The organism is Streptomyces sp. NPDC002845, assembly GCF_053591955.1.
In genome coordinates this window covers 1-21072 of record NZ_JBSFUU010000074.1, presented here as the reverse complement: position 1 = coordinate 21072, position 21072 = coordinate 1, and the positions used below count along the sequence as shown (strand labels likewise).

Sequence of the window (21072 nt, the reverse complement as noted above, 5' to 3'; positions counted from 1 at the left end):
GATGATCCGCTGTCCCGTCCTGATCAGATGCCACCGCTGCCCGGGCGGTACGTCAACCACACGGATGCGCTGTCGTTCCTGGACTCGGGTCTGGCCGATGCCACGCCTGATTCCTCCGGCATCGGCTTCAGCGTGGTCTCCGGCATGCCCGGTGTCGGCAAGACCACGCTGGTCTGCCGGTGGGCTGGCACGGTGCAGGACCGCTTTCCGGACGGACAGCTCTTCATTGACTACGCCAAACTGCGTCGGAAGAAGGGTGGCGCCGTGTCGGCAGCGGTCACAGCGTGCCTGAAGAGCCTCGGGGTACGCGACGCGTTCTTGCCGAAGTCCCTTGAGGACCTGACCGCGCTCTTCCGGACCCGCTCTGCCGGCCGCCGGATCCTCGTCGTGCTCGACGATGTCGACGAGCCTGCCCAGGTGCTGCCGCTGGTGCCGAAAGGGCCCGGTAGCGTGCTGCTGGTTACCAGCAACATCAGGCTGGGGGAGCTGAGTCTGGACGGCGCCCGCCCGCTGTACCTCGAACCGTTGGGCATGGACAGTGGGCTTCGGTTGCTGGCACAACGGTGTGGTGAAGAGGCTGTGGAGGCGGAGCGTGACGCTGCCGAACGACTCGTCGTGTTCTGTGCGGGCCTGCCGAAGGCGCTGCACCTGGTGGCGGCTCGCTTCCTGAACAGCAAGCGGATCACGATGAGCCGACTCGCCGAGGAACTGGCCGATGAATCCCGACGCCTGCGAGGGCTGTCTCTGCGAGGAGAACACTCCGTGGCCGCAGCGCTCGAGCTCGTTTACCGGGCACTCCCGCTCGATGCAGCGCGCCTGTACCAAGCCCTGGGCTGGATCTCGGGCCGTACCTTCGACGCCGGCACGGCTGCTGTTGCTGCGCATCTCGACACGGCACAGACAGATGGGCTTTTGGAGGTCCTGGAGGAAGCCAGTCTTGTTGATGTGACCGAAGATGGCCGCTTCCGCTTGCACGACCTAGTGCGCCTCCACGCACGCGAGCGCGCGACCGGAGCAGCCGCGCAGGACCCTGAGGTCGGCCAGCTGGCCGTGGTGGAGCGCGTGGCCACCCACTACTTGGCCCTCACTGCTTTCGCCGACCGTTCCATCAGAGAGGACCGGCTCAGGATCGGGGACTTGGCGGGCCTCCAGCGAGGTGTGCCAGACCCCTTCGCCATGGACGGCGGACCGGATCCGCTGGCCTGGCTGGAAGCCGAGTGCGCCAATATCCTGGCCGTTCTACGGGATGCGTCACGGCTCGGGCTCCACGCGTACGTATGGCAACTGGCGGAATGCTTCACGGTCCTGTTCCTGCACCGCAGGTATCTGGAGGAATGGACAGAGTCCCTGGAACTGGGCGTGACGGCAGCGGCCAAGGCAGTGGTGCCAGCCGCGGAGGGCCGGTTGCGCAGCCTATTGTCGAGGCCGCTCATGGACCTTGAACGGTACGAGAGGGCACGGGCAGAGCTGGAGAAGGCAGTCGCCTGCGCCGAGGTGTCGGGGCACACCGCACTGCAGGCTTCTGTGCAGGAGTTCTTCGGACGCTACTGGGACCGCTTCGACGCCGCCCGTGCGGTGGAGGCGTACCGGCAGTCCGTCGAGCTCAACATCGAAGCCGGGGAATGGCGAGGGGTGGCCATTGCTACCTACTTCCTCGGCTGTGCGCAGGACGCCGCCGGCCACCACGAGCAGGCACTGGACACACTCCGCCGGGCCCACCACGACCTGCTGGCCCGCAACGACAAGCGGATGGCTGCCAGGGCACTGGCTGCGATCGGGGCCGTCCATGACCATCTGGACGACCAGGACACGGCGATGCGCGTGCTCGGCGAGGCAGCAGACGCGTTGCGTGAGACGAAGGCGAGCCACTACGAGGCGCAGGCCCTGGTCCTGCTCGCTGACATCATTCAGCGCACCGGCGGAGCCCTGGAGACCGTACGGGAGCATCTCCGCCAGGCCTACGAGATCTACAAGACAGGCGGAAGCCTGGAGGCGGCCAAACTGCGGGAACGACTCGATCTGCTGGACGGAATCGGCTGACCGCTTACCTCAGCGCCCCGAGGCGGCGGGCAGAAAGCGCCTCAACCGAAGCCCGACGTCCTCCTTCATGACATCGCCGACGCGTAGCGTCACCAGGGACTCGTCCAGCGGCAGGCCCTCGCGCAAGCATGTGTAGACGACGGCAGCGGGTAGCCCAGGGTCGACCGTGGGTCCCGTGACCGTGGTCTCCACAATCCGCCCGTCGCGCAGTCCCACCAGACAACGGTTCCCTCCCAGCGCCGCGGTGGCGAGTCGACAGCCGGGAAATCGGCTCAGCGTGTCCCGGATCCAGGAAAGAGCACTGACCGTGTTCGCCATGTGGTGGCGGTGCACGACGACCGAGGCGCTCTCGGCCAGCTGGCGATCCCGCTCCTCCTCGTCACAGGCGAGGTGTCGGAACGCCTCCGTTCCCTCGTCGCACGTTCTGGAGACGGCTGCGGGGTGGCGGCGAACGGTGATCACCGACTGCCCGGCTCCATTGGACGTGGCCGAGCTCTCCACCGTCCAAGAAGTAACGGTGGTTCCTTCCGGTGTGCCCGGACGAGGCAACGCAAGTACGGGCGGCGCGGTCGGCGTGGGCTCCGCGAGCTTCATCAGGCTGTACAGGACAGTACGCAGCCTCGCGAGCGCTCGACCAGGTGCAGCGAAGGCGAGTTGGGAGACCTGGGAGTAGAGACCGGGGGTGTGGTCTGCGACGACGGACTCGATCTGCACCCGTAGGTCCTTGTGGGGGCTGAGACGGGGCGCGGTCTGTCCGAGCGTGGCCATCGCCGTGCCCGGCACCGAATCGTCACCGAACGTGGCAAGGAGCACTGGCTTGCCCAGGGCGGCCCCGTACAGGGTGACGGACCCATGGTCTCCGATGACGGCCTGGGCTGCGACCAGCGCCGATCGCCAGGCGTGGACGGTCGGCATGAGCAAAAGGCCCGCCTCCAGCGCATCGGCCAGAACGGCACGGATCTGCCATGAGCCGTGCGCCGACCACACGTTAGGGTGGATAATTGCCGCAAATTGGTATTCATCGTACGGCAGCTCGGCGAGCGCCCGTGCAGGGAGGCCCGGGTCCCGGCCGAGCAGCGATGTCGGGCCCCAGGTGGAGCTGAGCACGATGAGCCGCTTGTCGTCCGAGACTCCCAACGCGCGTTTGTACGAAACGGCGTCCGGGAGGCTGGCGGACAGTTCGTCGAAGCACGGATCTCCGATGAGTACCGTGCGGCCGCGCACTTGCGGGTGCGCAGCGAGCAACTGTCGTTCCTGATCCGGATGGGAGACCGCGATCCATGTGCGTCCGGCATCGAGAAGCGCGTCCGGCACGGCACCCGACAGCCGGGTCCGCGCGGTGCGGGAGTCCGGAACGAGTTTCTGGAAGCCCACACCGTGCGGCAGGACGAGCACGGGGCAGTCACCTGCGGGCAGGTCGATGTTCTCGCTGGCGGAGAGAATGAGGTCGGGTGTGATGGTGTCGAGCTGCGACCAGGGCATGACCCGGCAGCCGACGTCCCGGAGCAGTTCGAGGACTCCGTCGTTGAACGCGGACGTGTGGTCATGGGCGAAGACGACGCTGACCCTGGTGTCCCTGCGAAGCAGTGCCGGGAGCGACTCCAGAACCCGTACGGTCGAAGTCACGGTACGGGCTGCTACGACAAGGGTCTTCTCACTGCGGAACGTGTTCCACCGGTGGGCGTCCTGTCCTACCGGAGTCCGGAGGTCCCGCAGATGCGAGCCGACATTAGCGCTCACGGCCACCCCGAACGACTACGGGCAGTCCGTGGTCGGTCAGCGGCGGATGGGCACGATAAGCAGGCTCGCGGCTCGCGGCTCGCGGCTCGCGGCTCGCGGCTCGCGGCTCGCGGCTCGCGGCGATGATCCCCCTACCGTTTTGCAAGCCGCTTCGCAACCTCTCGCCTGTCGTTCCCGTCCTTTGTCGCCACCCATACCGTAAGACACCACGCGGCGCCTGGGTATCGCCGGGAGGAGCCCATAGCCGGGGTCGAAAGGTCGAACCGCGGCTCGCGAGTGGGGCACGTCCCACTAGGATCCTGCCCATGGCGGACGGCATGCGTATCGGCTTGATCTCCTTCGGTGCGGCAGAGTTCGCCGCTGTGCACGAAACGTGCGCCGTAGCGGGCCATGACCCGGTCGTCTACGCGTTCTCCCGTTCGATGCGCCCCCGCAAGCCCACGGACGAGGGCGCGGCACGCGTTGCAGGCGAGATCACCGCAGCACTGCCAGCTGGCGTTGACCTACTACTGCCGGGCAGTTCCGAGGGACTGGGTGCTTCGTTACGCGGTTATGATCTTGACCTGCTTGTCTGCTATGGATTTTCGTGGCGGTTGCCACGCTCTGTACTGCAGATCCCGCGCTACGGCGTGCTCAACATTCACTCCTCGCTCCTGCCCAAATACCGCGGGCCGGCCCCAGTGCTCTGGGCGATCCGCAATGGCGACGCGGACCTGGGCGTGACAGTTCACCGTATGGAGGAGGAATTCGACACCGGCCCGGTGCTGGCCCAGCAAGGCGGCGTTCCGCTGCCGGACGATGTGACTCCCCGGAGCCTGTGGACTGATCTGTCCCCCGTGCTGTGCCGACAGCTGGGCATTGCCTTGAGCCGGGTGCGAGACCCGTGGGAAGGCGAACCGCAGTCCGCCGACGGCGTCAGTTATGCGGGGTTGATGGAACCGGAGTTCTTCGCAGTCGACACTACAATGACCGCGCGCCAGGTCCACAACCAGGTGCGGACGTTCCATTTCATGGGCCCGAACCTCGGCCCTACGGCAACGGTCAACGGTCGTCGGCTAAAGGTCCTGCGGACCAGCCTCACCCCAGTCGACGGAATCCGTCTGGACTGCGCCGACGCGCCCGTATGGATTACGGCTTCGGAGCCCGTAGCGGCTGACGATTAGCTATCTGCCGTCATCACTCAGGCACTGTGCCACCTTCTCTGTGAGCGTGATAGCTCTGGGATCGTCGAACGAATCGAGAAGGTGCAGCGATTCCCTTCGGGCAGCGCGTGCCGATGCGTGATCGCCCAGGGACGTCAGCGCGTCGGCCAGATGTGCCTGGGCACGGACGAGCTGCCAGGGGGAGTCCAGTTGGCGGTAGGTATCCGCGGCGCGTCGGTGCAGCTCTGCTGCCTCCTCGAAGCGTCCGAGCGACTGGCATGCCCCGCCCGCCCCGTCCAGTGCGGCAGCCTCCCGGGACGCATCACCGAGCTTCTGCTGAACGGCGGCGTACCTCTGGAACAGGCGGAGGGCTTCTTCAGGATTCCCGAGTGCACTCTCGACTCGTGCCGCTTCGGTCCCCCAATGCCCCTGCCATACCTGGTTGTTCTCGTCATCAGCGATCGACAAGGCATCGCGGATCGAGTGGGCAGCCGCTTCGGGCTCGCCTGATGTGCGCTGTGCCCAGCTCAGCAGGCACAGAGCATTGCCCTCGCAAGCGCGGTCACCAAGTTGGCGGAAGTCGTCCAGCACCTGCTCGATGAGGGTCCGGGCCTCCTCACCCTGGCCGAGTTCGCACAGCGTCTCCGCGAGGTTGCTCCGCACCAATGCCGTCCATCGGCGGTCGCCCAGTTCACGGAAGATCTCTGCGCCGTCCGTGAAGTGCGCCTTGGCCTCGTCGAGCCGTCGCCGACGCAGTCCGAGCAGTCCGAGCGCGTTGATGGACACCGCCATGCCACGGCGGTCGCCGATGCGCCGGCGAAGGGCCAGCGAGGCGCGGTGATGCTCCTCCGCCTCATCAAGGTGCAATGCCTGGAAGGCAGCCTTGCCCAAAGATTCGAGCGCCTCCGCCTCACCATGCTGCTCTCCGGTGCGCGCTGCGGCCTCGACGCCGATCCGGGCAGTCGCCTCCCAATCATCGAAGGCGTTCTGATGCATGTAGACGGCCCGCAGCACCACGGCCAATCGCCACGCGATCTCCGGGAATCCGGCATCAGCGGCGGCGCGAGTGGCGGTGACCAGGTTGGCGCTCTCCGCGCGGTACCAGTCGAACGCGGACTGGTAGTTCTCGAAGCAGAGGGCCGTGGCGGGTGCGGGGATCCGGTCGTCCAGGTCATAACGGTCGAACGGCGCCATGGCGCACTGCGCCGCGTACGCGGTGTGGAGGTACCAGCCGAGACAGCGCCTGAGGATCTCAGTCCGCTCCCTCTCGCTCTCCTCCCTCCGGACCTGCTCCGCAGCATAGGCCCGCAGCAGGTCATGGAACTCGTAGCGACCGGCGGGGCGCCGCTCCAGCAGATGGGCTCGCACCAACGTGTCCAACAGGCCCCGTACGTGGGCCGGACCGCTCCCGGCCAGGCTCACGGCGGCGGGCAGGCCGAACTCGTTGCCAGGGTGCAGGCCGAGCCGTCGGAACAGCTGGGCCGCGGGGCCGGACAGCGCTCGGTAAGACCACTCGAAAACGCTGCGCATCGCGTCGGACCCCTCCTCAGCCTCGGTTGTCAGAACGCTCCACCGGGCCGATTCGTCGCGCAGGTCGTCGATCAGCTCGCCGAGCGGCATGGATGGCCAGCCCGCCGCGCGTTCGGCGGCGATACACAGCGCCAAAGGCAGTCCCGCGCACAGTCGGGCCAGCGTCGCCAAGTCTCCCCGATGGTCGCTTGTTCGGTACTCGGCGGTGGCGGCACTCAGCAGCTCTACGGCGTCCGTCGTGGGGAACGTTGTGACGTCCAGGCGTAGTGCGCCCTCCTGGCGGACCAGGCCGGACAGGTCATCCCGGCTGGTCACCACGACGAGGCAACCGGAGGTGGCTGGCAGCAGCGGGCGGACCTGTGAACTATCCGCGGCATTGTCGAGTAGGAGCAGCATGCGGCGCTCGGCGAGCAGCGACCGGAACATTGTCTCCCGGCGTTCCGGTTCGGACGGCACATGTGTGGCGGGGACGCCGAGGTCCTCCAGGAAACGGCCCAGTACTTCCTGCGGTGTAGCAGGGGGGCCCGCAGTGTAGCCCCGCAGATTGGCGTAGAGCTCACCACCTGGGAAGTGCGACCGGATGCTGTGTGCCCAGTGCAGTGCCAGCGAGGTCTTGCCGACTCCGGCAGTCCCGGTGATAGCCGCTACGCGCACCGCGTGCGGCTCGTCATGGCGGTCTGCCACAAGGCTGCTGAGGCGAGCCCGCTCCTCGGATCTGTTGACGAAGTGACGTACGGAGCTGCGTAACTGATGCGGCACGATGACAGGCGCGGGCAGCGGCACCTGGTGATGAAAATGCACCCCGCCACTGACCTCGCCAGCCTGCACGACCGTGTGTGCCGAAGCCGAGCCGTCGAACCGGTTGACGTGTCCTGGGATGTCTTCTCTCATCTCGGCGCTTGGCGCTGCGGGGCCGGAAGGGGCGCCACATGTCCGTTGAACCAGTGTGCCAAGGGCTCACCGGCGTTGTAGACGCTCACGATGAGCTCCCGGCAACGCAGGACGAGCTCGCGGTCGACAAATTTCAGCGCAGCCACCAGGATGCCCCGCGCGTCGTAGAGCGCCTGATACATCACCTGGTCTCCGAGGGTGCAGATCTCAGGCAGCGGGCTGTCTTGCTCGTACTGGGCCACCTGGGACGCGTCAGTGACATGGATGGGACCCCCGCACTGGTCGCGAATACGCAGTGCGTGGAGTTCCCACTGCATGTAGTCGCTGAGCGGTTCCTCGACCACGCGGGCCCGCCGGGCCACGAAGCCGTTCTGCTCGACTTTGCGGTGGTACTCCGCCATGTCCGCGCGGCCCGCCTCGAGTAAACGCAGGGACTCATCCCAGTCGCCCCGCCAGAATGCCTCCCAGCTGTCGTAGCCGGGTTCCTGGAACGTCTGCTGCCGCTCAAGCTTCCAGAATCCGAGATCGCCGCAGTGCCAGAAGTACTTCTCGAAGTCGGCGTAGTAGTCCTTGAGCGCCATGCGCTCTCCCACCGCACCGTGTAGCGGACTACGCATCCGGGATGTCCGCCTTGGCCGCGAGGATCGTTGCCCGGGGGATGATGACCAGTCGCTCTCCCGGATCGACCCGTACATCGTCCGGAAGCCGCCCCTCGTAGGAAGCGGTCAGATCCGCACCGATGACCGCGACATCTCCGTTGTCCAGCTCCCACATGTCAGGACAGCCGGTGTTCCCGGAAGTCTGCCCCAGCTCAAGAGACGACTTGCCCAGCCGCCGCGCGAAGGACGCTTCGGGATCGGCTTCCCACTTTGCCATGTCTCCTCCAGGTGCCAGCATCTGATGAAGGCTCAGCTCTGAGCGTGACGACATTATCACCTAGAGTGTTTGTTCGACTTCAGGATTCCCGCTCCTTAGTGGTGGCAGGCATGCAATGCCCTACCCGCCGATGCGGTGGAGTAGTCGCCCAGGATGCAGTCAGCGGCGAACAGGGCCTGCCGCCACCCGCCGAGCGGAACGATGGCATCGCACCTGGCGACCCACCTTGCTGTCGGCCTGTCGGCGCCCAGCTCGGTCACGTGCCGGCCGGGGGCCAGGCGTGGTGGTGGAGTTCGGCGGCGAGGGTGGTGAAGTGGCGCTGGTCGCGCCAGGCGTCGCGGTTGCCGATGACGAACAGGCGGCGTTTGGCGCGGCTGGCGGCGACGTTGAGGAGGTTGGGGCGGGAGGCGGCCCAGGCGCGGGCGCCGGGGCGGGCGGGGTCCGTGCCGAGGATCAGGATGACGACGTCGGCTTCCTTGCCCTGGGTGGTGTGGACGGTGCCGACCCGGTCCATGGGGAGCAGGCCGCAGCAGACCTGTCGGGCGCCGGCGACGACGGCGCGGAAGGGGCTGATGACGTACACGTGCCTGGTGGGATCGATGCCGTCAGTTGTGGAGAGGCGTTCCAAGATCTGCCGCAACGCCCGGCCTTCCTCGGGGATCCAGTGGCCTTCCGCCCGATTGGAGACGACGTCCACCCACGAGCTGGCAGGCCGGTAGCTGAAGGAACCGCGGTCGGGGGTGCCGTTGACCATGAGGCCGTCGTAAGCGATGGCGTTGTTGATGGTGAACATGGGGTCGTCGCAGCGGCGATGTACACGCAGTGGCGCGCCGACCCAGACCTCGGTCGAGCCGTCGGGCAGTTCGGCGGGCAACGTGGTGCCGAATCGGTTGCCACGGTCGGCCAGTTGCTGGACGGAGGTGCGGCCCGGCACCCACTCCTCGTCGACGCCGTAGTCGCGCCGCAGCGCCTGCTGGGCGGTCCAGGGCAGGGACACGACCGGCTCCAGCTCGAGGGGGTCGCCGACCACCACCGTGTGCTGGGCGCGCCACATCGCGCCCACGGCCATCTGGGGAGTGGCCTGCCCGGCTTCGTCGATGAACAGCCAGCCCAGCGCCCCGCGGCCGACTCCGGCGAACACACGGTCCAGGGAGGCGAAGGTCGTCGACACCACGGGGACGACCAGGAACAGGCTCTGCCAGGCAGCGCGCCGGACAGGCTCGGCGAGTGTGGCAGGCGCGCCGCCGGTGACCACGTCCATGGCGGCCATGAGATTGGCCCGCATGGTCTTGGCGGTGCATCGCAGGAACGCCTGGTGCAGGTCGAGCGCGGCGAAGAACAGCTCGGAACGGGCCTGGGTGATCTGAGGATCGGCCCAGGGCGCGGCCAGCTCCCGGGTGCTGTCGTCCGTGAGCCAGGCATCCTGCGGGACGTGCGCGCCTCAGGCGATCCGGGCCTCGGACACCGTATGGTCCAGAGCCTGCGTGTGCTCCACTGCGCTGGTGAGGGACTGCCGTCGTTCGCCGAGTTCGACGTCGGCTCGATCGGCGGCTGCCCGCGCGCGTCGAGCGGCCGAGTCTGTTTCCTGCCATGCTTCCTAATGCTGTTGTCAAGCTGCTGCGGCGGCCGGCGGGGCGACTTCGTAGCGCCGCCGGTCGCGGATCAGTGCCCAGATGACGTTGACGCGTCGGCGGGCGAGGGCGAGGACGGCCTGGACGTGCTTCTTGCCCTCGGCGCGTTTACGGTCGTAGAACTTTCGCGAGTTGGGGTCGTAGCGGACGCTGACGAGCGCGGAGGTGTAGAAGACCCGCTGGAGCCTTCGGTGATAGGTGCTGGGCCGGTGGAGATTGCCGCTGACCTTGCCGAGTCACGTGGTGCCGGGGCGCCGCCGGCGAAGGCCGCCAGGGCGTCCGGGGAGCCGAACTCGTCCAGGCCGCCGCCGACAGCGGCGAGGAACTCGGCGCCGAGGGTTGCGCCGATGCCGGGGACGCTCAGGAGGATGTCGGCGAGTTCGTGCTCGCGAAACCGGCCCTCGACGAGCTTGTCCGGGTGGATGTACGTGCAGGACTCGGCAATCGAAAGTATTTGCCACATACCTGAACGCGTAATTCTCAACTGGTCGGAACCGGTCAGTCCTCGTGGGTGCGGTGTGGAGATGTGAGTCCCGGCGGTCGGTTAGGCGGGTGGTGAGTGAGCGGCACACGAGGCGCTTGAGCCATGGGTTCCGCTGATCGGGCACAGAAAGCGGTTCGTCCGGAGACCAAGATCTCTAAGAAATGGGTTAAGGGAGATTTTGGCTGGTCAGGGGTTCTGGTTAGGTGAGCGGGGAGGCGCCCGGGGAGTTTCTTCGGGCTACGGCTGAGCGAGGTTGACGCGGCGTTGGTGAGATCAGCGGCGTTCTGCGGGGCGTGTGGTCGTGGGCGGGCATGGGTGAGCCGGCGCCTTCGGGAGGCGCCGGCTCGGGTGCGCGGGGGAGGGTGCTGTTCAGCGGTCTTCTGCGTGGGGCCCCTTGGCGGAGGTGTCGCCGGAGGCGGAGACGGAGTCCGGGTCGGGGATCACGAACGTGCTCTCGGTGGTCAGTTCGAAGTGGAAGCGGCCGCGCATGTTGATGTGGTGGTAGATCAACGGGGAGAGCTGGCGGATCTCGCTGTCGGGGATGACCTGGCCCTGGGCGCGTAGTTTGTCGATGATTTTCTGGATGTAGATGGTGTTGAAGAGGGCCACGGCGTTGAGGACGAGACCGAGAGCGCCGAGCTGGTCTTCCAGGCCGGGGTGGTACTCGGGGAAGGGCCCGTCGGTGCCGTGGCAGATGCGCTTGGCGAGTTCGTGGCGCTCCTTGTGAAGGCGGCTTTGGGCTTCGATCCGGCGCCGGAAGTCGGGGTTATCGTAGAGGCGGAGCAGGTGGCGCGTCTTCGCGATGCGTCCGAAGGCGGCGATCGCCGCGCCGAGGCTCGTGGGCACACCGTTGCGGGTGAGGATCCGCAGGGCTGTGTGCGCGCTGACCGTGCCGTAGTGGATCGAGCCGATGACACGCAGGATGTCTTCCCAGTGTTCGGCGATCAGCGCGAGGTCGATATGCCGCCGCGTCGCGTCCTGGAGGGGGCCGTAGTCCGCCGACCTCTCGATGCGCCACAGCCTGGTGTCCCGGATCTGGTGCGGGGCGGGCTGGTAGGAGTAGCCCGACAGGGTCAGGAGGCCGAAGACGAGATCCTCGTGTGTTCCGGCCTCGGCGACGATGGCGTCGGGGTGTCCCGTGTCGGGGGCGGTGATCTGGCTTCGGTGCGCGGTGAAGGCGCTGAGTGCCTCCAGCGCGGCACTGGGGCGGCCGCTGACCATTCGGCCGGAGAGCTGGATGGCCTGCTCGGTCAGCACGGTCATCCAGGAGAGTTCCGTTTTCCCTTCGGGGGCGACGCGCACGGGTGGCTGCGGTGTGGGGATGACGAAGTTCAGGCCGTCCACGGAGGCGAGCCGCCCCCCGTTCCACTGCTCGGTGACGGGAATGGCGCCCTGTTCCTGGAGCATGAGGGTGTTCAGCGCCTCGATCGTCTCGGCCCGGACATAGGTGCGGCTGACGCCGTCGAGCCGACGGGGTGTCAGGGCTTCCTTGTCGCTTGCGACGGCTTCGAGCCCCAGGTTGCACCCCTGTCCGACCAGCACGGCCGCCACCGACAGCTCGAACTCGGTGTAAGGGGCGGACTCGCCGTTGCGGGTGGTGAAGGCGGCGATCCCGCCGGTGCGGCGCAGTACCTCCAGCACCACCTGGGGCAGCTCCACCCTGGGCAGCATGCTGTCCACCTGCCGGCTCAGTTTGGAAGCGCGCGTCGTCTGGCCCTTCGGCAGATCCAAGTTCCCGTCAGCAAGGCGGACTTGGGCCCCGTCGGGGAGCCGTGACGCGACCTCGGTGAGGGCGGCGTGCAGGTCGGTGCGGGCTTGATCGAGGTACGCGGCGGGGCTGTCGGGCAAGCCGAGGCTGGTGAGCAGGCTCAGGCGGACACGTTCCCATTCCTCTCCCGACAGCAGAGCCGTGCGCAGGTCTGACCAGCGGAAGGATCCCTCCACGAAGATCTCCCGCTTGCACAACTGCCGATAGAAGGTCTCCAGGACACACAGGGCATATGCCTGCAGGTTCACGGTGTCCGGGGACATGTCCGGATCACCGAGCACGAGGCGAGCCCAGGAGCCCTTCAACAAGGTGGTGTCGATGTCGTCCGACCCGGCTTCCTCGCGGTCCAAAAGGCGCGGCAGGGCATGGAGGGCGGTGAGCGCCGGCAGCCCGGCGGGGGTCGCGCCGAAACGCACTCCGTCGACCATGACGGGTACGAGCTTGCGCACGGCCGGGAACTGCTCCACTGCCCTGGTACGGCGGGCCTCGTCGGTGTCGGAGTCCGGGGCCGGCATGTGCTCCAAGAAAGTCTTGGCCGCCTGCGTGAGGGTGTTCCGGTCGGCGACCGTCTCGAGCGCCGCCCGTGTGGAGTCGGTGTCGGTGTGAGGGTCGGTGATCTCGCCCGTTTCCTGGTCGACGTGTTCCGCCACCAGCTTCAGTACGGCGAGCAGTGCGTGGGCGGCCAGCGTGCCGGCGGGAGCGAACGTCGGGTAGGCCTCGATGAGGACCTTGTCGGCCCACCTCTTGGGCCGGGCGATGAAGTGGCCGCTGATCAGCTTGTCGAGCATGTCGACGGCATCGTCCAGGGCGGTCTTCTCCAGGAGCTTGACGGCCGCCAGCACCGCGGCCCGCTTGCCGCTCTGCTGCTTGAGGCGGGTCACCCGCTCGGTCATGGCGCGGTCTGCCAGGTGCGCGAGTCTGCGCTCGGAGATGTCGGAGACGTCCACACCCGCGAACCCGAGAGCGCGGACGTCCTCCGCGCGGGACAGCGTCTTGGCGAAGTTCGTCCATGAGGGCACACCGACACCACGGCGCAGCTGGTCCAGCCGACTCGTGCGCTGACCGGCGGGTACGTCCATCAGCTGGTCGATGACGCGGATCTGGGACTGGGTCAGCTTCGCGCAGAGTCTCTTCACCACAGCGTCCTCGACCCTGGTGCAGCACTCCACCGCCACAGCGCGCACGGTCGGCTGGCTGGGCAGCAGAACCCGGTTTTCTCGCAGCCAGGCCAACGCGGTGAGCGTCATCGCCCGCGGGCCATCCGGGGTGATGCCCAGCCGCGCTTCCAGATGTGCGACGAGCCGGGGCCTTCCTTCCGCGAAGGAGGCCCAGCCGTCTTCGTTCGTGATCTCCCTGGCGTGTGCCTGGACGGTGGCGAGGTTGTCCGCGTAGAGCCTGATCTCGGCGCGAGGGTCTGCCACGCCGAGCTGCTCGCCCACGCGCAGCACCACGTCGTCCGGGATCCGCGCGATGTCCGTCTGGAACCGGCCCTGGTAGCGCACGACCGTCAGTTGCACGGCGAAGCCGAGTCGATTGTGCTCGCCTCGTTTGTTGCCGATCAGCCGCAGATCGTCCTCATCGAGCTGCAGACGGGCCCAGTCGCTCTCCGGAATGCCCTCGACCAACGACGGATAACCCGCGCTGTGTTGTTGCCGCCTCTGTGCGGTTGCCATTGCCTCTCCTCCGACGATCGGATTACACGGGAGGGCAGGTTCGGGCCGCCGATCGGGCCAGGTCAAACCGCTCTGAGCAGGCGGAACCGCCTTAACCCACGTTTTCGAGATCTTGGTCGTGGGCCGGTCCGGGGCGGGGCTGTCCGGGTGGATCTCGCACGGTGAGGACGTCCTGGACTCCTACCGTCCTCGCCCATGGAGAACGTGTGGATCGAGCCGGGCGGGAGCCCTGATCCCGGCTACACCGATGAGCAGTTCACCCGGGCGAGAGCGTTCGCGGCACAGGACGTCCAGGCGTCACGGACGCAGCTCGCGGCACGCTTCGGCCTCGGCGACATCTGCGCCGAGATCGTCGAGCAGTCCGGCCTCGGTACGGCTGGCGCCCTTCAGCCGCTGGCACGCCAACTCGGCTATGTGGCCCACACCTTGGAGAAGTACCTGCGGGTGACGCGGCTGGCGGGAGCGGGACTCCGCGAACGCCTCACCGCTTCTGCCGTTCACGTCCCGTGGACGTGCGTGGTTACGGCCTGCGTCACCGACCCCGCCGAGCACGCGCGCCGGGTCGGACTGCTGCTCGGGAGACTGTCCGGCGCCGAGAGGTCGGGATGGCCGACCGTGCTCGATACCGCGGAGTACTGCAGGGCCGTGGGCCTGGCGGACCCAGCAGACTGCGGCACCCCGATGGCGGACGAGATCGCCGCCCGGCTCGGCCGCGAAGACGTCCGAGAAGCCGTCGTCGCCGAGCTGACGAAAACCCCTGAAGCCCTCCAGACCGTCCTGCGGAACCCGGCCGTGCGCGAAGCGCTCCAGGACCCGGGCGTCGCCCGCTACCTGCGCGAGCAGATGCGTCCCGCGCCTGACCCTGACGAAGAGCTGGTCCGTGACCTGATCGCCTCCGACGAGCGCGATCCGCGGTCCGACTGGACCATCCGCTACTTCGGCCTGGCCCACAAATGCCGGGAAATCCTCCTCCTCGGGCCGGACGACTTCGCGCACGTCGACGACCCCGACGTGTGGCAGTCCGTCGAATCCATCCGCGACTCTGTCGCCTCCTGGGCCGACCGCGTCCTGGAAAAGCGCCCCCGCACCATCCGACTCCTCACCGGAAAGTAGAAACCGTGCCCCTCCCTCACGCCTCCGGCCGCTACCCCAACACCGTGCGCGACGTCCTCGACCGGGAGGCCCTGCGCTGCATCCACCAGGGCGGCAACGAAGCCGAGCAGCTCAACCGGATGCAAGGTGTCGTCCGATCGAAGATCAAAGTCCTCTCGCCCGAATACGGTCCGGTCGTCGACCGCGCGGTGAGATCGATGTGCGCCACCTCGTTCCACAAGGTCCTCAAGGAGCTGCGCAAGGCCGCCCTCGCCGGACCGGACGGGGCGGCCACCGGCGTGAGCCCCGGCTGCGGGAGCGGAACAGCAGGCCCTGACGACATCCAGGTTCCCCCCTTCCTCGGCGGCGGCGGATCCGATGACGAGAACGTCGTGGCGAAGGTCCTGATCGGCCAGGGCGGCGAGCTGACGGAGAAGACGGCCCAGCAGCTCGTACTGGAAGACCTCGACCGCGTCATGGAAGTCCTCCCTCCCCTTGCCGAGCGCGAGTTCATGGAGGCCGACCGACTCGACCGCGCGGCCAAGGAATCAGCCCAAGGCGCCAAAGAACACCGGGCCCGCGGCAACCGCATGCTCGCCCTGTTCAAGCGCTACGACCGGCTCGTCGTCGGCATCGACAGCCTTCCCGGCATCTTCAACCTCGCCGACTACCTCGCCGAGGTCGGCCCGCCGGCCCTCGGCCTGGACGAGGAAGACGCCGAACTCCTCCGCTACGCGAGCGCCCTGTGACCGAGTCCCCCTGGCACAAAGAGATCAAGGACTGGGGCGTGGCCACCGAGATCCCGTTCGGCAACCGCAGAGCCGACTGCATGCTGCACTGCGGCAAACGAGCGGAAATCCAGGCCCGGCCGCTCACCCCAGCCGAAGTCGCCGGCCGCGAAGCACACACAGACCTGTGGATCCTCGACTGCAGGGCAGCCCACCGAACCCATCGCCTCCTGGTGTGGGACAACCCGGACTTCGGCCAGCTGTTCCGCTGGGACCGCACCTGGCAGGGCTTCGTGATCGCCAAACGGCCCGTCTTCCTCAACCTGGAAATGGACATCAGCACAGGCGTCGGAAGCTTCCTCGAGGTGACGGGCTGGGCCTTCGATGGACACCGCGCTCTCGGATCGGGCCGACTCCACACCGCGACCGCCATGCGGTCCTGGATGCGCTACGACATCCCGCTCGTCGCGCACCCGGCGGTGACCCGATGACCTGGGAACCAAGCCTCGCACCGGCGAAAAGGCGCCTCCGCACCGTGCTGATCGAACTGGACGGTCTCCTGCGGCAGGTACCCGCCGAGTACCACGCCACCGGTGCACTCGCGGGACGCATGGTGACAGCCAGAGCCTTCTACGCCGAATCCCCCTACGGCGAATGCCCGGTACCAGTGCCCATGCCCCTGCACCGGCCCACCGCTCGCACCGACCCGAGACTGATCGTCGTGGATGACTTGGGCGAACAGTGGGTCATGGGCTTCCACGTCCTGTACAAACAACTCCGCTTCCGCATTACCGGCTTCTACCCCACCGGCCACTCGGAACCTTTCGATTCCGCTTGACCTTTGATGACGTCACGGCGCCGACGACACTCTGTGTGATCCTGAGCGGGGGACTACCAACCGATCTCCGTCTGTACGGGCAGATGCGTGTCGACCTCGTTGCGCACCGCCAGTGCGCCAGTGATCGGGATGTCGAGCTTGTTCGCGATCGGGGTGTACAGGTCGGTCTCGACTTCAGGGGTCTCCAGCGACACCAGGAGCGCGTACCGCACGGGTCGGCCCACACGGTCGGTGCGGTTGTTGTTCTTCCACCAACCGCCGGAGGGATGGACGGCCAGGACACCGCAGTCGGCCAGCTCCGCCGCCGAGCCCTGCCAGACATCGGTATGGAGCGATCCCTGATTGCGGCCCTGCGGGCCGACCAGCCAGTTCTTGTCCCCCTCGAAGGCCTTGGCGTGAGAAGGAGTATCGCTCTCGGCCTCAGCCTGGGCGGTGATACGTCGCTCGAAGCCGTCCACGGATTCGCCGGGCGCCCTGATCGCGAAGCGGAGCCGGTGGGAGGCGTAGCTGTACCTGCCCCGCATACCGAGGCGTCCCGGATTCGGCTCGATGAAGTACGACAGCGTCACCCGGAGAGCGACGGTGGCCGCCCCCAGCTCCCGCAACTGCTCCAGTGGCCACGGCAGTTCGTGGAACTGGAGCTCTGCCAAGCGCACGCCGCCACTGTTGTCCCTCCGGAACGGGATGAGCTGGCTCTGCACGATGAGGGTGACGGCGTTGGCGGCGCTGGACAGCACTCGCTCTGTGCTCGGCACCCCCCAGCCGTAGCGGCGGATGACCTGCTTCATCAACTCCTTCTTCCCCAGCTTGGGGCGCCCGGTCTTCGTGTACAGGCCGTCGCCCATCATCGCGGGTGTCCAGCGCGCCTCGTGCACCAGCAGCCCACGTACGGCCTCCGGCGACAGGCCGGGGTAGGCGGCATGGACGAGAGCGGCGAGGCGCGCGGCCTGGGCGGTAGCGGAGCTGGTCGCGTTCGCGGAGGAGATCTGCCGGAAGAAGTCCTTGCCGGTCGTGGTCACACTGACCACGGGATGGGAGTCCAACAGAGTCTCTCCCGGGTCGACCAGGAGGTTGCCGCCCTCCATGACGATGTCCGGCTTGATCACGGGCACACCGGTCAGGGCGACCGACGTTCGGCTGAAGGGCGAGAGCTGACCGGGGGCAGCGAGTGGCCGGAAATCCGCGAAGGACGGGTCGTCGGGGACGCCTGTGAGCTGGGTGAAGGCTCCGACGGTGAGGATGTTGTGGGCCTGGGCGGGCTCCTCGATCCGCGAGAGGTCACACATCGTCAGGTGGTCCAAGCGTCCCTGCGGGGTGCGGATGTCCCGGGGTGCCAGGTCTCTGATGTTGCCTGCGCTGACCACGATCAGCCGTGAGGCATCCGGATCGGGAGCCCCGATCAGCTCGATACGGTCCTCGTGGGCCGCCACGTCTGTTCCCGCGGCGAGTGCGTCAAGGGCGGCGGACCACAGCGTCGGGGTCCCGTCGACCCCGTTCGTGCCGTCCCTGGACTGATCGGTGACCGCCATGGAGAACACCCGTGCACGCGGCGGACCTGCGCTCAAGGCCTCGATCTCGGCCGTCGCCACCGCGTTGGCCGTCACCTCGGCGTAGGTACGCGGGTGCGCGGGGTCCCCTGTCACGCCGTCCAGGATTTTCACGGACTCCAGCCCGTGTGTCAGCACCACGGGGTCCGCACTCTCCAGCGGTCCGGCGAGATCTCCGTAGAGGGCGAGGCCAGCCATCTCGGAGCCGTGACCGTGCCGGTCCGCCGCGGTGTGACGTGGCAGCGCGCTGTGCGCACGTCCGTGCAACGAGGCTTTCAGGAGAGGGTGTTCCTGGTTCACCCCTGTGTCCAGAACGCACACCGCGGGAGCGTCAGGCGGGGCGGCCTCGACGCGTTCGGCAAGGTTGTCCACCAGCTCGTGCTGGAGGGAGCGGTCTACGGAGTGCAGTTCCTGGGCGAAGGTTGGCCGACGGATCTCCACAGGAGTGGCGTTGGTCCCCATGAGAGCCTGCAGATCCTCGCCGGAGGCATGCACATGGGCGACGAGTCGCTCGCCGACTGCCAGAGCGACCTCTGTCACGGACCAGTGATGCGCCGAGGCCAGCTCCTTCAACGTCACGACGGGATCGGATTCAACGATCTGCGGGTCGAACCACAGCTCCCACCAGCGGTGCTCCTCCAGCGGCGGCAGTGGATCAGCTTCCTGCCACAGATGCTCGAAGAGGGCTCGCTGAACCTTCTCCATGTTGGCGACCAGCGGAGCCTGCTTGGGAGCGCCGCTGTCGGTGTCCTCGGTGAACTGCTTGATACGGCGGGAGAGATCCCCGACCTTCTCGTACGGGACCCACACCAACGCATCCTCGGGACGCTCGTCGGTGCGCGGATGGACGCTCATCAGCGTCAGCCCCGAGCTGTCGAAGGCCTCCAGTTTGAGGGCGTGCCCGGCCGCGGCCTCGACACGAACCGCGAAGCCGTCCGCCCGGTACGACTCGGGGATCTCGGCACGGACGTCCACTGCCTCATCACGGGCCTGCTCCAGCCCACCGACCAGGCGGGACACATGCCCCTGCCGGTCGGCAGACCGATCCATCGGGTCCTTGTCCCTTGCAGGCCGGGGCTGCTTGGGCCGCAAAGTGCGAGCAGGCCACGGAACGATGAGATGCGGAGCGGTAGGGGACGAGTGCGGCTCAGGCATGGTGGAGCGCGCGCCGCTCACTCAGAGCATCCAGCAACAGGCGATCGTCGATCACTTCAGCACCCCCCAAAATGGCCTGCTTGGCAGCGGACTCGGCAGCCTTCACGAGTTCCGCATGGCTCAACCCGGCCACGCTCCTGGTTACAGAGGGCCACCGTACTGCGCTGGTGTCCATTCCCGCGAGTCTCCGGCGCATCACCTCCACCGCCTGCTCCGGCGTGGGTGCCTCGTAGGCGATCACCAGATCGAAGCGCCTGAACAGTGCCCGGTCCAGGATCTCGTGGTGATTGGTGGCCGCCACGACGAGGCTTTCAGAGGGGGCCTCGTCCAGGAACAGCAGGAAGGAGTTGAGAATGCGCCGTGCCTCGCCCACGTCGTTGCCACCAGCTCGCTGTGCACCCAGAGCATCGAACTCGTCGAACAGGTACACGGCGCGGGTCTGCGCCACGGCATCGAACACCAACCGCAGCTTCGACGCAGTCTCGCCCATGAAACGGCTGATCAGCGCGTCCAGACGGATGGTGAACAGTGGAAGGGACAGCTCGCCAGCCAGCGCAGCCGCCGTCATGCTCTTGCCGGTTCCCGGCGGACCAGAGTGCAGAATCCGATGGACGGGGGTGAACCCGAAGCGCTCCAGTCGAGCACGCTGCCGCTGCTCGTGGAGTACGCGATCCAAGGTGGCCCGTAGATCAGCAGAGAGCGTCATGTCGTCGAGCCGGATATCGGGATACCAGGCGGTCAGGAGGCTGGACAGTTCCCCACGGGGCTGGACCACAGGCGTCGGCCCGACGGTGCCCAGGGTCTTCGCGCCCTGTTGCCGCATCGATTCGACGAGCTCTCTCAGCTCTACTGCGAACTTGCCGTGTCCCTGGCGGGCGGACTTGGCCGCCACCTGCAGGGCGATGCTGTAGAAACGGTCGTCGTCGGCCTCGGCGTGTGCCCGCACAAGAGCTTTGAGATGTTCAGCGCTGGCAGCCATCCGCGTCACACCTCCCCCAGCCACCGATGCGGCCAAGTAAACTAACCGCCACTGACAACGCATCGTACGAGGATCTCGTCCCACGCACCCACTCGACGAAACCGCCCACGCCTATCTATTCGGTTTCGATGGCATCGTTGTCGAACGGTGGGATGGGGCGCTCGGCAGGGCGAGGCACCTCCAACTCGCGCTGTACGCGCTCACGGCGCCCCCTGGGGAACTCGCTCAGGAGCAGCCACCTCCCGGCATCCGGATCCGGGCCCGGCACCAGCCACGCGGGCACGCCGCTGAGCAGGCCCCGCAGGCACATGTCGGATGTCCCGCCGGCCCCAGGATCGAACTGGCTGTGGAGGCGATGACCAGCGACGGCTGCTCCGCCAGCATCCGGGTGTTCCGCTCGGGCCCCGCCAGCCGCCACGTCCTTGGTCTGGCGCGACGCTCGGACTCCCAGTCGACGGGGTGACACCGATGCCGGTCCATGCCCAAACCCCTCCGCCGGCACCACCGGTGCGCCGCGCGGTCGGCACCGTTCGCAGCGCCCTCGATCACAACGAGCCGATCACCGTAACGGGCTGCCAGGCGGTCCAGCACTGCGGCGACGGTGCCAGGCCAGAGCCATCTCCGGTCCCCGCACACCAGCACGCGGGGCTCAGCCAGTTTCATGCTGCTCCCCGTCCTCCCCAGTCCCGTCATCGGTCGGCCTCTCCTGGACCGCTTCATCGTGCGGCATGAAGGATGATGAGTCGGCCTTCCGCTGCTCACATTCAGCAATCGCGAGCGTGTCTTCGAGTTCCCTTAGCTCTCGCTCGCTAACCAGCGAGGCGATGGGTCCGGAGATGTCGGTGAAGACGAGACGTGTTCCGGTGTCGCCGTTCCGTGAACCGTGACCCCCTATCGGTCGATGAAAAGTGACCCCTTCCGTGATCGAGTGATCAGTCTGGCTCCATGGGAGTCAGGT

Annotated in this window: 15 protein-coding genes and 1 pseudogene; 6 read left to right on the top strand and 10 right to left on the bottom strand. The window is 67.4% G+C overall.

What is annotated here, in order from left to right; translation table 11 throughout:
- Positions 1 to 27: 27 nt before the first annotated feature.
- Positions 28 to 2040, top strand: a complete 2013-nt coding sequence (locus ACWD3C_RS37170; RefSeq protein ID WP_451151129.1) for an NB-ARC domain-containing protein — start codon at positions 28 to 30, stop codon at positions 2038 to 2040.
- 9 nt (positions 2041 to 2049) lie between these two features.
- Here the strand turns inward: ACWD3C_RS37170 and ACWD3C_RS37165 are convergent, their stop codons facing one another.
- Positions 2050 to 3666, bottom strand: a complete 1617-nt coding sequence (locus ACWD3C_RS37165) for a hypothetical protein (RefSeq protein ID WP_451151127.1) — start codon at positions 3664 to 3666, stop codon at positions 2050 to 2052.
- A gap of 419 nt (positions 3667 to 4085) precedes the next feature.
- On the opposite strand from ACWD3C_RS37165, the gene ACWD3C_RS37160 reads away from it, so the two are divergent.
- The gene (locus tag ACWD3C_RS37160) at positions 4086 to 4943 is read left to right on the top strand and encodes a methionyl-tRNA formyltransferase (protein ID WP_451151125.1); all 858 of its coding nucleotides are present in this window, start codon (positions 4086 to 4088) and stop codon (positions 4941 to 4943) included.
- Here ACWD3C_RS37160 and ACWD3C_RS37155 read toward each other — a convergent pair whose 3' ends face one another.
- From ACWD3C_RS37155 to ACWD3C_RS37130, 6 genes and pseudogenes are all read right to left on the bottom strand, one after another.
- Entirely contained in the window at positions 4944 to 7280 is a 2337-nt protein-coding gene (locus ACWD3C_RS37155; protein ID WP_451151123.1) for an ATP-binding protein, read from the bottom strand.
- A 59-nt stretch (positions 7281 to 7339) separates the two neighbouring features.
- The gene (locus tag ACWD3C_RS37150; RefSeq protein ID WP_451151121.1) at positions 7340 to 7924 is read right to left on the bottom strand and encodes a DUF6879 family protein; all 585 of its coding nucleotides are present in this window, start codon (positions 7922 to 7924) and stop codon (positions 7340 to 7342) included.
- A gap of 28 nt (positions 7925 to 7952) precedes the next feature.
- Positions 7953 to 8219, bottom strand: a complete 267-nt coding sequence (locus ACWD3C_RS37145; protein ID WP_358597452.1) for a hypothetical protein — start codon at positions 8217 to 8219, stop codon at positions 7953 to 7955.
- A 256-nt stretch (positions 8220 to 8475) separates the two neighbouring features.
- Complete coding sequence (locus ACWD3C_RS37140) at positions 8476 to 9504, bottom strand: DEAD/DEAH box helicase (protein ID WP_451151119.1); 1029 nt, start codon at positions 9502 to 9504, stop codon at positions 8476 to 8478.
- Positions 9505 to 9828: 324 nt separating this feature from the next.
- Positions 9829 to 10265: pseudogene (locus ACWD3C_RS37135) on the bottom strand (transposase); the annotation flags it as partial.
- A 438-nt stretch (positions 10266 to 10703) separates the two neighbouring features.
- The gene (locus ACWD3C_RS37130) at positions 10704 to 13775 is read right to left on the bottom strand and encodes a Tn3 family transposase (protein WP_451151117.1); all 3072 of its coding nucleotides are present in this window, start codon (positions 13773 to 13775) and stop codon (positions 10704 to 10706) included.
- Positions 13776 to 13970: 195 nt separating this feature from the next.
- Here ACWD3C_RS37130 and ACWD3C_RS37125 point away from each other — a divergent pair, with 195 nt between their 5' ends.
- Genes ACWD3C_RS37125 through ACWD3C_RS37110 form a run of 4 tightly spaced genes read left to right on the top strand, consistent with a single transcriptional unit; the run spans position 13971 to position 16433 of the window.
- On the top strand, positions 13971 to 14888 hold the full coding sequence (locus ACWD3C_RS37125) for a hypothetical protein (RefSeq protein WP_451151115.1): 918 nt from the start codon (positions 13971 to 13973) through the stop codon (positions 14886 to 14888).
- A gap of 5 nt (positions 14889 to 14893) precedes the next feature.
- Positions 14894 to 15616 carry a hypothetical protein gene (locus tag ACWD3C_RS37120; RefSeq protein WP_451151113.1) on the top strand — a complete coding sequence of 241 codons (723 nt, stop codon included), beginning with the start codon at positions 14894 to 14896 and terminating at the stop codon, positions 15614 to 15616.
- The gene (locus tag ACWD3C_RS37115; protein ID WP_451151111.1) at positions 15613 to 16086 is read left to right on the top strand and encodes a hypothetical protein; all 474 of its coding nucleotides are present in this window, start codon (positions 15613 to 15615) and stop codon (positions 16084 to 16086) included. Before ACWD3C_RS37120 ends, ACWD3C_RS37115 begins: the two co-directional genes overlap by 4 nt.
- Positions 16087 to 16130: 44 nt before the next feature.
- Complete coding sequence (locus ACWD3C_RS37110; RefSeq protein WP_451151109.1) at positions 16131 to 16433, top strand: hypothetical protein; 303 nt, start codon at positions 16131 to 16133, stop codon at positions 16431 to 16433.
- Positions 16434 to 16486: 53 nt separating this feature from the next.
- On the opposite strand, the gene ACWD3C_RS37105 is transcribed toward ACWD3C_RS37110, so the two are convergent.
- The 3 genes from ACWD3C_RS37105 to ACWD3C_RS37095 form a co-directional block, all read right to left on the bottom strand.
- Positions 16487 to 19030 carry a S8 family peptidase gene (locus tag ACWD3C_RS37105; protein ID WP_451151107.1) on the bottom strand — a complete coding sequence of 848 codons (2544 nt, stop codon included), beginning with the start codon at positions 19028 to 19030 and terminating at the stop codon, positions 16487 to 16489.
- 97 nt (positions 19031 to 19127) lie between these two features.
- Complete coding sequence (locus ACWD3C_RS37100; RefSeq protein WP_451151105.1) at positions 19128 to 20114, bottom strand: AAA family ATPase; 987 nt, start codon at positions 20112 to 20114, stop codon at positions 19128 to 19130.
- A gap of 225 nt (positions 20115 to 20339) precedes the next feature.
- On the bottom strand, positions 20340 to 20777 hold the full coding sequence (locus tag ACWD3C_RS37095) for an SLOG family protein (protein WP_451151103.1): 438 nt from the start codon (positions 20775 to 20777) through the stop codon (positions 20340 to 20342).
- Positions 20778 to 21072 lie beyond the last annotated feature (295 nt).